Source organism: Streptomyces sp. NRRL F-525 (assembly GCF_000716605.1).
Classification (GTDB): domain Bacteria; phylum Actinomycetota; class Actinomycetes; order Streptomycetales; family Streptomycetaceae; genus Streptomyces.
Map to the genome: position 1 here is coordinate 47,944 of NZ_JNXE01000015.1, position 14,071 is coordinate 62,014.

Here is a 14,071-nt window from a genome sequence, read left to right on the forward strand (position 1 = left end):
TGCATTTTTAGGGCGGGTTCTGGGAATGGCGGCGGTTGCCACCACGGGCCTGGCCGCTTGTGAATCGCATTCGGCGGGCAGCGGGGGCGGCGGGGGTGCTGGTGGACATATGAAAAGCGCCACCGCGATCACCGAGGTCTACGGCGACGGCCAGAAATTCATCGCGGTCGCCGTCGAGTACGACACCGAGATCGACACGTCCAAGCTCTCGGTCTCCTCCTTCGAGGTCGAGGGCCGTACGGTCACCCGTGTCTACGCCAACACCCGCGCGGCGACGGCCGATCGGGGCACCGACGGCACGTACGTCATCGTCGAACTGTCCGCCGACGACGAGGGCGCGCTGCTGTGGGGAGGCGTGGGGTCGGGCGGGGGCGCGCCGGGGACCGCTCAGCCGTCGGCCTCGGCCGGGCCCTCGGCGTCCACAGCCTCCACAAGCAGCCCCTACGTCATCCCCGGTCCGCAGGTGGGCTCGACGGGCGGACCGGCCACCATCAGGGCGGCGAAGGGCGTCGTCACCCAGGTCGGCACCGTCACGGCCAGTGGCGGCACCGGTTACGCCGGCGGCGAGGCCAAGGTCGGTACCAGCAGGACGGTGAACCTGATCGTCGACGACTTCGAGCAGTTCACGTACAAGGACTCGAAGACCGGCAGGTCGCTGCCGTACAGCCTCTACATCCCCAAGGGCTACGACCGGAGCAAGTCCTATCCGCTCGTCCTCTTCATGCACGACGCGAGCCTGATCACCACCACGGTGCGGGCGACGCTGGTGCAGGGCCTGGGCGCGGTGTGCTGGGCATCCCCCGAGGACCAGGCGAAGCGCCCGGCGTTCGTGCTGGCGCCGCAGTACCCGGAGGTGGTCGTCGGCGACGACTACAAGCCGACGGCACTCTTCGACACCACGGTCGACCTGGTCAGGTCGCTGACCGCCGAGTACAGCATCGACACCGATCGCCTGTACTCCACCGGCCAGTCCATGGGCGCGATGATGACCGTCGGCCTGAACATCAAGTACCCCGACCTGTTCGCGGCCTCCTGGGTGGTCGCCGGCCAGTGGCCCTCCGCCCAGGCCGCGCCGCTGGCGGAGAAGAACCTCTGGGTCACCGTCTCGCAGGGCGACACCAAGGCCTATCCCGGCGAGAACGCCATCATGGCCGTCATCGAGAAGGCCGGGACGAAGGTCAGCCGCGCGGTCTGGGACGGCCAGTCCAGTGCGACGGAGTTCGCCGCGGACGTGAAGGCCATGGCGGCCAAGGGCACGACGGTCAACTACGCCTCGTTCAAGAAGGGTTCGACCCTGGCCGGAGGACTGGCGAACGCGCACGGCGTCGAGCACAACTCGACCTGGCCGATCGCCTACACCATCGAGGGCATCCGGGAGTGGATCTTCGCGCGGCGGAAGACCGGCTAGCGGAGACCTGGAGGCTCAACTGCCGGGCCGCGCCTACTTGTTCGGGGCGTGCATCACCGCGTAGATCATCACGAACGCGACGAGGTGGATGCCGAAGAGGAAGTAGCCGAGGAAGTACCAGACCTTGCGTTCGTTCCTGGTCTCCTCGGCCAACCGGCGCTTGTCCAGGGCCTGTTGGGAGTTGTCCGGGCCGGCCGGACTGTTCGGGCCGGCCGGGTCGCCCTCCGCGTCGGGCATCACAGCTCCCGGTGGACCTTGGTGTTCGAGGCCTGGGCGCGGGGGCGGACGACGAGGAGGTCGATGTTGACGTGGCTGGGGCGGGTGACCGCCCAGGTGATGGTGTCGGCCACGTCGTCCGCCGTGAGGGGCTCGGCGACGCCCGCGTAGACCTTCGCCGCCTTCTCCGCGTCGCCGCCGAAGCGGGTCAGCGCGAACTCGTCCGTCTTGACCATGCCGGGCGCGACCTCGATGACCCGCACCGGGGTGCCGACGATCTCCAGGCGCAGGGTCTCGGCGAGGACGTGGGCGCCGTGCTTGGCGGCGACATAGCCCGCGCCGCCCTCGTACGTGCCGTGTCCGGCCGTGGAGGAGACGACCACGACCGTGCCGTCGCCGCTCGCGGTGAGGGCGGGGAGCAGGGCCTGGGTGATGTTCAGGGTGCCGAGGACGTTCGTCTCGTACATCGTGCGCCAGTCGGCGGGGTCGCCGGTCGCGACGGGGTCGGCGCCGAGCGCGCCGCCCGCGTTGTTGATCAGCACGCCGATCTTCTTGAAGGCGGTCGCGAACTCGTCGACGGCGGCACGGTCGGTGACGTCGAGGGCGTACGCCGTGGCCTGGCCGCCGTTCGCGGTGATCTCCTCGGCGAGCGCCTCGATCCGGTCCTTGCGGCGGGCGGTGAGGACGACACGGTAACCGGCCGCGGCGAGCTGCCGGGCCGTGGCGGCGCCGATGCCACCGCTCGCCCCGGTGACGACCGCGATACGGGAGGCGGCGGACGGTGCGGCGGTGGCCATGGGCTGCTCCTGGTGACGGTTCGACGGGATCGTACGTACGACTCCGTCCAGGATAGGCGGGCCCGGTTCCGGGTCAGTTCCCCCTGGGCGCCCACATGATCACGGCCATCCCGGCCAGGCAGATCAGGGCGCCGGTGATGTCCCAGCGGTCGGGGCGGTAGCCGTCCGCGACCGCGCCCCAGGCCAGTGAACCGGCGACGAAGATCCCGCCGTAGGCCGCGAGGATGCGGCCGAAGTGGGCGTCGGGCTGGAAGGTGGCGACGAAGCCGTAGACGCCGAGGGCCATGATGCCGCCGCCGATCCAGAGCCAGCCGCGGTGTTCGCGCACCCCCTGCCAGACCAGCCAGGCGCCGCCGATCTCGAAGACGGCGGCGACGACGAAGAGGGCTGCGGAGCGGAGCACGAGCATGGGCGTCATCAGATCACGCGGGTGTCACCTGATGGACGGCGCCTGTCGCCCGCTCCGCGTGGGATACATCCGTACGACCACGGTGGCGTGGTGCAAGGGCGCGGCGTACTGAGGAGCGGATCGCATGCGGGTACTAGGGGTACTACGGACTCTCGCTGTAGGGGGTGCCGCGCTGGCGGTGATGGGGGCGGCCCCGGGGCACCCGGACATCCCCGGTCCGGAGGCGGATCTCGCCTACCACGGCTCCGCCACCATGACCGGCGGCCGGGTCGACGTGCGGTTCACCCCGCGCAACCACGGTCCGGCCGCGGTGCCCGACGCGACCGTACGGCTGCGCTGGTCGAAGCCGCTCGCGGACGCGCAGACGCTGCCGCAGGGGTGCGCGCGGTCGGGGGAGCGGGTGGTGGTGTGCCGGACGGGGGCGCTGGCCGCGGACGCGGTGGGCGAGCGGATCGAGGTGCGGGTACGGCTGCGGGACGCGTCCTCCGAGGTGCTGCTGGAGCTGGACACGGTGTGGGGCGGGGGCGCGGTGGACGGGAACCGGGCCAACGACCAGCAGCGGGTGCTCGTCCTGGACACCGGTGACACCTACTACTTCTGAGCCACACCCGTAGGACCGAGGAGCCACGCCCGCGACCACGTCGTACGATCTCGATCTCCGCACGGCACGGACGGCACGTGCGGAACGGCACAGGCGACGAGGGGTACGAGATGTCCGGGAACGCGCGGGCGCGGCTGCTGGACGAGTTGTCCTCCGTATCGCGCCGGTACATGGCGTCGTACGCCCTGTTCAACCAGGCCGTCGCCGACCGGCTCGGGCTGCACCCCACCGATCTGCAGTGTCTGAACCTGCTCACGCTGGAGGCCGGGCCCGTCACCACGGGCCGGGTCGCCGAGCTGACCGGGCTGACGACCGGGTCGGCGACGCGGCTGGTGGACCGGCTGGAGCGGGCCGGGTACGTCGTCCGGGAGCGGGACGCGGAGGACCGGCGGCGGGTGCTGGTGGCGACCGTGCCGGAGAAGATCACCGAGTTCGGGCGCATGTGGAACCGGCTCGGCGGCGGCTGGTTCACCCTCTTCGACGAGCTCGGCGACGCCGAACTCGCCGTGATCGTCGGGCACATGAGGCGGACGGTGGAGTTCAGCGGCCAGCAGATCGCGCGGCTGCGGGCGGGGGACGTGTAGCTCCGGGCGTGCCGAAAACCCGTTGAGCGGCGCCGTCGCGCGCCGTTATCGTCCTGCCGAATCCAGTCGTCTGGGTGAGGACGTGCCCTTGTACACCGTGTGAGACCCCCCGAGTGCTGATCTGTCGCGCGTCGCGCCTGTGCGCCGCGCCCCTTTCTGCTGCGGACTTCTCACTGGAACCGGTGTACTTCTGTGCTCGCGACCTGGTTTGTCATGCCCACCCGCCTTCCCCTTGTCCTCCGCCGTTGCCACGCGTGCGCGTCCGAACGCTTCCGGGCGCACGGCAAGTTCCGCGTCAACGCCCACCACAAGCTCATCGACGCCTGGCTCCTCGCGCTCTGCGCCGGCTGCGGGGACACCACGAGAATCACGGTCCTGGAGCGGGCGAACGTGCGCTCCGTACGCCCCGGACTGCTGGACCGGCTGCACGCCAACGACCCTTCCCTGGCAGCCGAGTTGCTCCAGGATCCGGTGCTGCGGCGCCGTAACCGCATCGCCCTCGACTGGGACGGCGCCTGGCGTCTCGACACCGGCGGCACGGAGCACCTGGACCGCGAGGTGATCGACGTGTCGGTGCGTTTCGCGGCGCGGATACCCCTGCGGCCGGTGCGGCTGATCGCCGAGGGGTGCGGTCTGTCGCGGGCCGAGGTCGGGAGGCTGATGACGGAGGGGAGTCTCGTGTCGGCGGTCCGGCTGGACGCCAGACTCACCGGCGACTTCACCTTCACGCTCAAGCGCTGAGGGCTCAGCGCTTCTCGTGAGCGGGGGCCTGCCCCGAGGGACCCCTAGGGGCAGGCTCCACCTCGCGTCTCCACCCGGAAATCCACCCGTGGGTCCGGGAGCTTTCCCGGCTTCGGCGGGAGAGTCGGACTCAGGAAAACGCGAGGCGGGGACACCGCCGGAGACCGAGGAGTGCGACGTCATGACGGACATGGAGCAGGCGCTGACGATCAGCGGGGGCATCTTCGCGGTGATGATGCTGACGCAGTACGGGCGCCGGAAGTACGACCTGCACAAGGTGCTGATGCCGATCGGCACGGTGTCGGCGGTCGGGTACTTCTATCTGAGGGGGCTGCCCACCCAGCACGTCGACGTGATCGTCTATCTCGTGGGCGCCGCGATCGGACTGGCCTGCGGAGTCGTCGCCACGCTCACGACCGGCGTGGAGCGCGACCCGGCCTCGGGCCGCGTCCACACCCGCTGCGGCGCGGGGTTCGTGGCGATCTGGACGGCGGTGGTCGCCCTGCGCGTCGCGTTCATCTACCTCGCCGAGCACAACACCTGGTTCCGCGACCACCTCGGCACGTTCATGGCCGAGCACCAGATAGTCCAGGACGCCATCGCCCCGTTCTTCGTCATCATGGCGCTGGCCATGGTCCTCACCCGGGTGTTCCTGCTGCTGGCCCGCGTGCGCTTCCTGGCACCGGCCGGGGCCGCCCTCAGCCAGGGGTCTTCACCAGTCCGTGGATGAACGCGTACTTCACGGCATGCGCCCGGTCCCGCAGATGCGCCTTGGAGAAGAGGTTGTTGATATGGGTCTTCACCGTGGCCTCGCTCACCACCAGCCGCTCGGCGATGCCCCGGTTGGTCAGTCCCTCGCCGATCAGCGTGAGGACCTCGACCTCCCGGGGTGTGAGGTCCGGGGCGAGTCCGGTGCCCGGCCGTTCGACGGGGGCGCCGCCCCGCGCGGCGGCCGCGACGAGCCGGTCCCGTACGGCGGGGTCGAGCACGGACTGCCCGGCCGCCGCGGCCCGCACCGCGCGGGTGATGTCCTGCCGGCCGGACTCCTTGGTGAGGTAGCCGCGGGCACCGGCACCGAGCGCGGCGAGGATGTACTCCTCGTCGGCGAAGGTGGTGAGCACGACGACGGCGACCTGCGGGAAGCGCTCGGTGAGCAGCCGGGTGGCCTCGACCCCGTCCATCCGCGGCATGTTGAGATCCATCAGGATCACATCCGGGGAGTACGCCTCGGCGGCGAGCACGGCTTCCCCGCCGTCCTTCGCCGTCGCCACGACCTCCACGCCGGGCTGCAGATCCAGTACGGTCGCCAGCGCCTCGCGGACGGCGGTCTGGTCGTCGGCGACGACCACCCGCACGACGGCCTGTTGCTCGCCCGGTACGGAAGGTTCCCGCTCGCCCTGTCGCCCGTCGCTCATCCCGGGATCACCACGCGCACCAGCCATCCTCCTGAGTCGTCGCCGTCCACGATCGGCCCGGCCGTGACCGTGCCGCCCACCAGGTCGAGCCGCTCGCGCATCCCGACCAGCCCCATCCCGCTCCCGGCACCGGCCAACGGCCGCGAACCCTCCGGCGGAGCGGAGTTGACCACCTCGAAGACGGTCTCGTCCGGGAGGTGCTCCCGTCGCTCCACGTACTCCAGGCGCATGCGGACCGGGGCGCCGGGCGCGTACTTGTGCGCGTTGGTCAGCGCCTCCTGGGCGCAGCGCACGATCACCTGGGTGAGGCGGACGGGCAGTTCACGCTCCGGCCCGTCGACGGTCAGCGTACCGGCGTCGGACACGGAGCCGAGCATGGACCGCAAGGTCTCCACCAGCGGCAGCGCGTCCTCGCGCAGGTCCCCGACCGTGCGCTGCACCTCGGTCAGTCCCGAGCGCACCAGGCTCTGCGCGCGCTGGGCCGCCTGCCGGGCCCGCTCGACGTCACCGGACTCCAACAGCGCGTCGGTGACCTCCAGTTGCATGTTCACCCCGGCCAGCGAGTGGGCCAGTACGTCGTGCACGTCCCGGGCGATGCGGGCCCGCTCGGCGAGTGCCTCGGCCCGCGCCTCGGCCCGTGCGGCCAGCTCCGCCTGCTCGGCGGCGGCTCGGGCGGAGCGCAGTGCGTCGGTGTGGGAGCGGTTGGAGATGCCGACCAGCACGCTGACACCGGTGAAGGCGCCCACGATCCACGAGGTGCCGTGGCCGCCCCACGGCAGCAGCAGCACACCCGCGCACAGGACGCTGGTGCATGCCGCGAAGGGCAGCGAGCGGCGGCTGTCGAGGCGGTATCCGGCGTGCCCGGTGACGAAGTACGCGAACAGGGCCGACGCCCCGGAGCGGTCCAGCGCCAGCAGCGCGGCGGCCCCGGCCGACCAGACGCACAGCACCGCGAACTGTGGCCCCGGCGCGAGCCGTCCCTCCGGGATCAGCCGCGTGCACGTCATCAGCGAGACCAGGACGAGCAGACACAGCACGGCGAGCCCGGTCCCGGAGAACCCGATGGGCCGCACCGCGATCGCGCCGACGACGATCGCGGCGACGGTGCCGAAGACCTGGATGGGGTTGTTGTCCGCCGTGAACCACCGGGTCACGGCCTGAGTTCGGTTCACCGCGGCTCTCTTCCCACTGTCGTCCGGCCGCAGCGAAAGCTACCAGCGTGCGGGTCCACCCCGGCCCGTCGGCGCTCAGTGACCATGGTCCGCCGGCGCCGAGCGCGGCAGCAGCCGTACGAGACACAGGCACAGGGCGACGGCCGCGCCGACCACGCCGAGGCTCACGAGGAGTGCATGGGTCGTACCCCCGTCAACTGCCTTGAAATACACGGTGGTCACGGCCGCCGCGCCGATCGCGTTGGCCAGTTGCTGCACCGCGTTGAGCGAGCCGCTGGCGCTGCCCGCCTCGGCCGGTTCGATGTCGCCGATGGTGACGTCGTAGATCGTGCCGAAGCAGGTGCCCATGCCGAGACCGACGAGGAGGAGGGGCGGCACGAGAGGCCAACCCCCGGTCTTGGTACCGGAGTTGGCGACCAGTGCGGTGAGGTAGCCGCAGCCCGCCAGGATGATCAGCAGGCCGGTGGCGGCGAGGCGGCGGCCGTGGCGGTGGACGAGCCGGTAGCAGGCGATCGAGGCGACGACGATGCCGGCGGAGAGCGGGACGAGGCCGAGGGCGGTGCCGGCGGGGGAGCGGCCGAGGCCTTGCTGGAAGTAGAGGGAGATGACGTAGAGGAGTCCGGCGACGGCGGCGAAGGCGACGACGCCGAGGAGGAGGCCGGCGGTGAAGCCGCGGTTGTGGAGGAGGGAGGGGGGGATGAGTGGTTCGGGTGCGGTGCGTTGGCGGTGGCAGAACCCGGCGAAGAGGGCGAGGCCGAGCAGCAGGAGGGCGGGCGCGGGGCCGGTCCAGCCGTGCTCGGAGCCGTAGATGATGCCGCCGAGCAGGCCGAGCATGGCGCCCGCGATCAGGGCGGAGCCGGGGCCGTCGACGGGGGCGGTGCCGTCGCCGGTGTCCTGGGGGAGGAGGCGCAGGGCGGCGAGGAGGGCGGCGCCGCCGAGGAGGAGGTTGATGAGGAACATGGGGCGCCAGCCGAGGCCGCCGAGATCGGCGTCGACGAGGAACCCGGCGAGGATCGGCCCGCCCACCGCCGACAGCCCCATCACCGGCCCGAACAGGCTGAACGCCTTGCCGATCTGGTCCCGCGGCCAGCTCGCGCCGAGGATGCCGAAGCCCTGCGGGATGAGCAGCGCACCGAAGGCGCCCTGCGCGAGCCGGGCGACGACCAGGAAGACGGGGCCGGGAGCGAGCCCGCAGGCGATCGAGGCGACGACGAACCCCGCGAGCCCGGCGAGGAAGACCCGCCGCCGTCCGTACCGGTCGCCGAGCCGGCCGCCGGGGACGAGGAGGACGCCGAGGGCGAGGGCGTAGGAGGCGCCGAGCCACTGGACGAGGGCGGGGCCGCCGCCGAGGTCTCTTGCGATGGTCGGGGCGGCGATGTTGGTGATCGTCGAGTCGAGGAGGTCGAGGACGTCGGCGGCGAGGATGACGGCGAGGATCGCCCAGCGGGTGCGGGCGGGGAGGGGAGGTTTTTCGGGGTGGTTGGGGTGTTCGGGGCGCTCGGGGTGTTCGGGGCCTTCGGGCTCGCCGGGGTCTCCGGGGCCCTCGGGTTCGCCGGGTTCGCCGGGGCCTTCGGGCTCTCCGGAATTGTTTGCGTCGCGCATTGTCTGTGTCACGCAGATAAATGTGTGTGAGGAGCCCCTCGCCGGTCAACCGGATTAACGCGATGGGTTGGTCAGGGCGCGCTCTGGACTCCCTGTACGCCCTGGACGCCCTGCGCGTACGCCGTCGGTGTCACCCCGACCGTCGCCGTGAAGTCCCGGACCAGGTGGGCCTGGTCGGCGTAGCCGAGGTCGGCGGCCAGGCCCGCCCAGTCCACGGGTTCCTCGGCGCCCGCCCGCTCCAGGGCCTCGTGGATGCGGTAGCGCAGGATGACCCACTTCGGGCCGACGCCGACGTACGCGGCGAAGAGGCGTTGCAGCAGCCGTACGGACAGGCCTTCCGCGTGGGCGAAGTCGGTCACGCGGCGGATCGTGCGGTCGGTGCGGATGCGGTCGACCAGGGTGGTCGCGAGGTCGGCCTGCGGGTCGGGCCGGGGGGTGAGGGCGAGGAGGAAGGTGTCGAGGGCGGCGACGCGGGCGGTCTCGTCGGGGAGGTCGAGGACCGTGGCGGGGTCGATGTCCGGGAACACGTCGGGTTGCCGGACCCGCTGCCCGGTCCAGTCGGACACCGGGCGGTCCGGGGCGACGGAACGGAAGGCGCCGGGGCGGAACTTGATGCCGCAGACCCGCCCCCGCCCCTCCAGTTTCTGGGCGAAGAGGCCGTTCGGGATGCCCGCGATCTCGACGAAGGCGTCCTCGTCGGCGAGGCGCTGGAAGACGATGTGCACGGCCGGGTGCGGGACGACGTGGGAGACGTAGGGCTCGGTCAGGTCCCAGTCGATCAGCCAGTAGTGCTCGATGTAGGGGCGGAGGGGTTCGGCGGGTTCGGGGCGGCGGAAGCGCACGCGGGCGAGGAGTTCGGCGGGGTCGACGATTCCTCGGGTGTCGCGGTGCGGGACGGCCATGTACGGATCGTAGAACCGCCCACTGACAGTGCGCGGAATATGTGTGAGGGGGGTGGCCGTTGGAGGGTATAGTTGAATAATCAACAACCTGGAGGGTGAACGACCATGCAGTTCGGGATCTTCAGCGTCGGCGACGTCACACCGGACCCGACCACCGGACGGACGCCGACCGAGCGTGAGCGCATCAAGGCCATGGTCGCCATCGCGCTGAAGGCCGAGGAGGTCGGGCTCGACGTCTTCGCGACCGGTGAGCACCACAACCCGCCGTTCGTGCCCTCGTCGCCCACCACGATGCTCGGCTACATCGCGGCGCGGACGGAGAAGCTGATCCTCTCCACCTCCACCACCCTCATCACCACCAACGACCCGGTGAAGATCGCGGAGGACTTCGCGATGCTCCAGCACCTGGCCGACGGCCGGGTCGACCTGATGATGGGCCGTGGCAACACCGGCCCGGTGTATCCGTGGTTCGGCCAGGACATCCGCCAGGGCATCAACCTCGCCATCGAGAACTACGCCCTGCTCCGTCGCCTGTGGCGCGAGGACGTAGTGAACTGGGAGGGCAAGTTCCGCTCCCCGCTGCAGGGCTTCACGTCGACGCCGCGTCCGCTGGACGACGTACCGCCGTTCGTCTGGCACGGCTCGATCCGCTCGCCCGAGATCGCCGAGCAGGCCGCCTTCTACGGCGACGGCTTCTTCCACAACAACATCTTCTGGCCGGCCGACCACACCAAGCGGATGGTCGAGCTGTACCGGGAGCGGTACGCGCACTACGGCCACGGCACGCCGGAGCAGGCGATCGTCGGGCTGGGCGGCCAGGTCTTCATGCGGCGCAACTCCCAGGACGCGATCCGCGAGTTCCGCCCGTACTTCGACAACGCTCCGGTCTACGGACACGGGCCCTCCCTGGAGGACTTCACCGACCAGACCCCGCTGACGGTCGGTTCCCCGGAGGAGGTCATCGAGAAGACCCTCGCGTTCCGGGAGTACGCCGGTGACTACCAGCGCCAGCTGTTCCTGCTGGACCACGCCGGGCTGCCGCTCAAGACGGTCCTGGAGCAGCTGGACCTGCTGGGCGAGGAGGTCGTACCGGTGCTCCGCAAGGAGTTCGCGGCGAACCGTCCGGCGGATGTGCCGGACGCGCCGACCCACGAGTCCCTCAAGTCCGCCAAGTCCGCTCAGGAGGTGAGCGTCGCATGAAGCTCGTAGTCGTCTCGGCGGGGCTGAGTGTCCCGTCGTCCACGAGGTTGCTGGCCGACCGGCTGGCGAACGCCACGGCGGGCGTCGCGCCGGCGGAGACAGAGGTCGTGGAGCTGCGCGACCTCGCCGTCGAGATCGCCCACAACCTCACCAACGGCTTCCCCGGCAAGAAGCTCGCGGCCGCCCTCGACGCGGTCGCCGAGGCCGACGGACTGATCGCCGTCACGCCGGTGTTCTCGGCGTCGTACAGCGGACTGTTCAAGTCCTTCTTCGATGTGCTGGACAAGGACGCGCTGGTCGGCAAGCCGGTACTCATCGCGGCGACCGGCGGCAGCGCCCGCCACTCCCTGGTACTGGAACACGCCCTCCGTCCCCTCTTCGCCTACCTCCGAGCCGTGGTCGTCCCGACCGGGGTCTACGCCGCCTCGGAGGACTGGGGCGCGGAGGGCCTGCCGGGGCGGATCGAACGGGCGGCGGGGGAGCTGGCAACTCTGATGCAGGGCTTGTCGACAACGCGCCCGGCGAGCGAGCCGACGGTCGTACCGTTCGCGGACCAGCTAGCGGCGCTCAATATCAGCCCGTCCGGCGTTTGAGGACGAGGCCCCTTCAGGGCCGATGGGGGTCTGGGGGCGCAGCCCCCAGGGACGGTCACCCCGACGCACCCGACCGTGAGAAGACGGTAGGAGGACACCCCGGGTTGCGCCCACCTCGGTGAGAGCCAGGTAAAAAGGGTGATCGTAGACCTGCCCCCACCGGTCAACCGCCGGAGGCCTTGGCACACTGGGTGCCGTGCCCCAGACTGTGCTGCTCGCCGAAGACGACCGTGCCATCCGTCATGCCCTGGAGCGGGCCCTGACCCTGGAGGGCTACCAGGTGACCGCGGTCGCCGACGGTGTCGAGGCGCTCGCGCAGGCCCACCGCACCCCACCGGACGTGCTGCTTCTCGACGTGATGATGCCCGGCATCGACGGCCTCCAGGTCTGCCGGGTACTGCGCGCCGAGGGCGACCGCACCCCGATCCTCATGCTGACGGCACTCGTGGAGACCGCCGACCGCATCGCGGGCCTGGACGCGGGCGCCGACGACTACGTCGTGAAGCCCTTCGACGTGGAAGAGGTCTTCGCGAGGCTGCGCGCCCTGCTCCGCCGCACCAGCCCGGTCCCGGCGAACGGCGTCCCCGGCGCGACCACCGCCTCCGGCGCCGCCACGGACGTACTACGGGACGGCCCGCAGTCGGCATACGCGACCACGCCCGCCGACAAGCAGATCACCGCGGCCGGCCTCCGCATGGACCTCCAGGCCCGCCGCGTCTGGCGCGACGAGCGTGAACTGGAGCTGACCCGGACCGAGTTCGAGCTCCTCGAACTGCTCGTGCGCAACGCGGGCATCGTCCTGGACCACTCCACGATCTACGACCGCATCTGGGGCTACGACTTCGGCCCCGGCTCCAAGAACCTCGCCGTCTACGTCGGCTACCTGCGCCGCAAGCTCGACGAGCCCGGCGCGCCGCAGCTGATCCACACGGTGCGTGGCGTGGGTTACGTGCTGCGGGAGGACTGAGTGGGCCGCCTGCGGCGGTTCGTGGCCACCAGGCGACCCAGACTGGTTTCACTCCGCACCACGTTCGTGCTGTCCTTCGCGGCGGTGACCGCGGTGGTCACGCTGCTCGTCGGCGTGCTGTCCTACGGCGCCGCGGCCCGGCTGGTCCGGGTCGACCAGGAGTCCGTGTTCGACCAGGTCGTCCAGGATCTGCAGGACGAGGTGCGGACGCACCAGATGACGACCGAGGACTTCTCCTCCTCCGCGCCAGGTCACGACATCGTGCGGCCGGCCCGTACGGATGTGCAGGTGCTCGGGCGGGACGGAGGGGTCCTCGACAGCGGGAGCCCGGCGCTGCCCGTCACCGGCGACGACCGGGCGATCGCGGGCGAGCGGATCGCCGGGAAGACGGTGGAGCACAAGGACGTCGCCGTCGGCGAGGACGTGTACCGCATCGCGACCGTCTCGCTCGGCGCCGGGCGGGGCGCGGTGCAGGTCGCGCAGGAGTTCAGCGACACGGAGGATCTGCTGCGGGCGCTGCAGCAGCGGACGTTCGTGCTGATGGCGGCGGTGGTCGTGCTGGCCGGGCTGTGCGGCTGGTGGCTGGCGCGGCGCATCACGCGCCGCCTCATCATCCTCACCGCCGCCGCCGAGGACGTGGCCCGCACGCGTCGGCTCGGCGTCCAGGTCCCGGTCACCGGCTACGACGAGGTGGGCCGCCTGGGCCGGGCCTTCGACCGGATGCTCGGGCGCCTCGCGCAGTCGGAGGAGGACCAGCGCCGCCTGATCCAGGACGCGGGCCACGAACTCCGCACCCCGCTGACTTCTCTCCGTACGAACATCTCCCTGCTGCGGCGGATCGACGAGCTGCCGCCCGCCACGCGCGAGGAACTGGTCGCCGACCTCTCGCTGGAGGCCCGCGAACTCACCGACCTGGTCAACGAGTTGGTGGACCTGGCGGCGGGCCAGTCCGACACCGAACCGCCCCAGCAGGTCGACCTCGCCGACATCGCGGAGGACGTGGCGGGTCTCGCCCGTCGCCGCACCGGCCGTGACATCACCGTCCGCGCGAGCGGCGACACGACGACCGACGGCCGCCCCGGCATGCTCCAGCGCGCGATCTCCAACCTCGTCGAGAACGCGGCCAAGTTCGACCGCGCGGGCCAGACCCCGATCGAGATCTCGATCTCGGGCCCGGCCCGCCCGGGTACGGTCCGCGTCGAAGTCCTCGACCGCGGCCCCGGAGTCTCCGAAACCGACCTCTTCCGCATCTTCGACCGCTTCTACCGCGCCGCCGACGCCCGTTCCCTCCCCGGCTCGGGCCTCGGCCTCTCGATCGTCCGCGAGGTGGCGCTGGCGCACGGCGGAGCACCGTTCGCGCTACGACGGGACGGCGGCGGGTCGGTGATCGGGTTCACGGTCGGGGGTGTCGCGGAACCGAGGACGGGACCCGGGACACGCGGCCGGGGCTGAGGAACTGACGCG

The 14,071-nt window shown here is 71.2% G+C and carries 16 protein-coding genes; 9 read left to right on the top strand and 7 right to left on the bottom strand.

The window, feature by feature from the left end; all coding sequences use genetic code 11:
* Positions 1-109: 109 nt before the first annotated feature.
* Positions 110-1,408, top strand: a complete 1,299-nt coding sequence (locus OO69_RS21935) for a PHB depolymerase family esterase (RefSeq protein WP_234444498.1) — start codon at positions 110-112, stop codon at positions 1,406-1,408.
* A 33-nt stretch (positions 1,409-1,441) separates the two neighbouring features.
* Here OO69_RS21935 and OO69_RS21940 read toward each other — a convergent pair whose 3' ends face one another.
* The 3 genes from OO69_RS21940 to OO69_RS21950 all read right to left on the bottom strand — a co-directional run bounded on the left by OO69_RS21940 (position 1,442) and on the right by OO69_RS21950 (position 2,830).
* A complete protein-coding gene (locus OO69_RS21940; protein ID WP_033282441.1) occupies positions 1,442-1,645 on the bottom strand; it encodes a hypothetical protein in 204 nt (67 codons plus the stop codon).
* Positions 1,645-2,421, bottom strand: coding sequence for an SDR family NAD(P)-dependent oxidoreductase (locus OO69_RS21945; RefSeq protein WP_033282442.1), 777 nt, complete (start codon positions 2,419-2,421; stop codon positions 1,645-1,647). The genes OO69_RS21940 and OO69_RS21945 overlap by 1 nt, the downstream gene beginning before the upstream one ends.
* 73 nt (positions 2,422-2,494) lie before the next feature.
* Positions 2,495-2,830 (bottom strand): YnfA family protein, encoded by a 336-nt coding sequence (locus OO69_RS21950; protein ID WP_026151077.1) that lies wholly within the window; start codon positions 2,828-2,830, stop codon positions 2,495-2,497.
* A 124-nt stretch (positions 2,831-2,954) separates the two neighbouring features.
* Between OO69_RS21950 and OO69_RS21955 the strand changes: the two genes are divergently transcribed.
* From OO69_RS21955 to OO69_RS21970, 4 genes are all read left to right on the top strand, one after another.
* A complete protein-coding gene (locus tag OO69_RS21955; protein ID WP_033282443.1) occupies positions 2,955-3,431 on the top strand; it encodes a hypothetical protein in 477 nt (158 codons plus the stop codon).
* Positions 3,432-3,541: 110 nt separating this feature from the next.
* Positions 3,542-4,015, top strand: a complete 474-nt coding sequence (locus tag OO69_RS21960) for a MarR family winged helix-turn-helix transcriptional regulator (RefSeq protein WP_033282572.1) — start codon at positions 3,542-3,544, stop codon at positions 4,013-4,015.
* Between the two features lie 213 nt (positions 4,016-4,228).
* On the top strand, positions 4,229-4,756 hold the full coding sequence (locus OO69_RS21965) for a DUF1062 domain-containing protein (protein WP_033282444.1): 528 nt from the start codon (positions 4,229-4,231) through the stop codon (positions 4,754-4,756).
* Between the two features lie 181 nt (positions 4,757-4,937).
* Positions 4,938-5,486 (top strand): hypothetical protein, encoded by a 549-nt coding sequence (locus tag OO69_RS21970; protein ID WP_033282445.1) that lies wholly within the window; start codon positions 4,938-4,940, stop codon positions 5,484-5,486.
* Here OO69_RS21970 and OO69_RS21975 read toward each other — a convergent pair.
* The 4 genes from OO69_RS21975 to OO69_RS21990 all read right to left on the bottom strand — a co-directional run bounded on the left by OO69_RS21975 (position 5,455) and on the right by OO69_RS21990 (position 9,847).
* Positions 5,455-6,171, bottom strand: coding sequence for a response regulator (locus OO69_RS21975; protein WP_051801145.1), 717 nt, complete (start codon positions 6,169-6,171; stop codon positions 5,455-5,457). The two genes, OO69_RS21970 and OO69_RS21975, sit on opposite strands and share 32 nt — an antisense overlap.
* The gene (locus OO69_RS21980; protein ID WP_078652522.1) at positions 6,168-7,343 is read right to left on the bottom strand and encodes a sensor histidine kinase; all 1,176 of its coding nucleotides are present in this window, start codon (positions 7,341-7,343) and stop codon (positions 6,168-6,170) included. Before OO69_RS21980 ends, OO69_RS21975 begins: the two co-directional genes overlap by 4 nt.
* A gap of 75 nt (positions 7,344-7,418) precedes the next feature.
* Positions 7,419-8,957, bottom strand: coding sequence for an MFS transporter (locus OO69_RS21985; RefSeq protein WP_234444499.1), 1,539 nt, complete (start codon positions 8,955-8,957; stop codon positions 7,419-7,421).
* A 59-nt stretch (positions 8,958-9,016) separates the two neighbouring features.
* Positions 9,017-9,847 (bottom strand): helix-turn-helix domain-containing protein, encoded by an 831-nt coding sequence (locus OO69_RS21990; RefSeq protein ID WP_033282446.1) that lies wholly within the window; start codon positions 9,845-9,847, stop codon positions 9,017-9,019.
* 105 nt (positions 9,848-9,952) lie between these two features.
* On the opposite strand from OO69_RS21990, the gene OO69_RS21995 reads away from it, so the two are divergent.
* The 4 genes from OO69_RS21995 (at position 9,953) to OO69_RS22010 (ending at position 14,059) form a co-directional block, all read left to right on the top strand.
* Positions 9,953-11,047, top strand: a complete 1,095-nt coding sequence (locus tag OO69_RS21995; RefSeq protein WP_033282447.1) for an LLM class flavin-dependent oxidoreductase — start codon at positions 9,953-9,955, stop codon at positions 11,045-11,047.
* Positions 11,044-11,640, top strand: a complete 597-nt coding sequence (locus OO69_RS22000) for an FMN reductase (protein WP_033282448.1) — start codon at positions 11,044-11,046, stop codon at positions 11,638-11,640. Before OO69_RS21995 ends, OO69_RS22000 begins: the two co-directional genes overlap by 4 nt.
* 196 nt (positions 11,641-11,836) lie before the next feature.
* The gene (locus OO69_RS22005) at positions 11,837-12,607 is read left to right on the top strand and encodes a response regulator transcription factor (RefSeq protein ID WP_078652524.1); all 771 of its coding nucleotides are present in this window, start codon (positions 11,837-11,839) and stop codon (positions 12,605-12,607) included.
* Positions 12,608-14,059: a sensor histidine kinase gene (locus OO69_RS22010; RefSeq protein ID WP_033282450.1), complete on the top strand. Its 1,452-nt coding sequence runs from the start codon at positions 12,608-12,610 to the stop codon at positions 14,057-14,059.
* Positions 14,060-14,071: the final 12 nt, after the last annotated feature.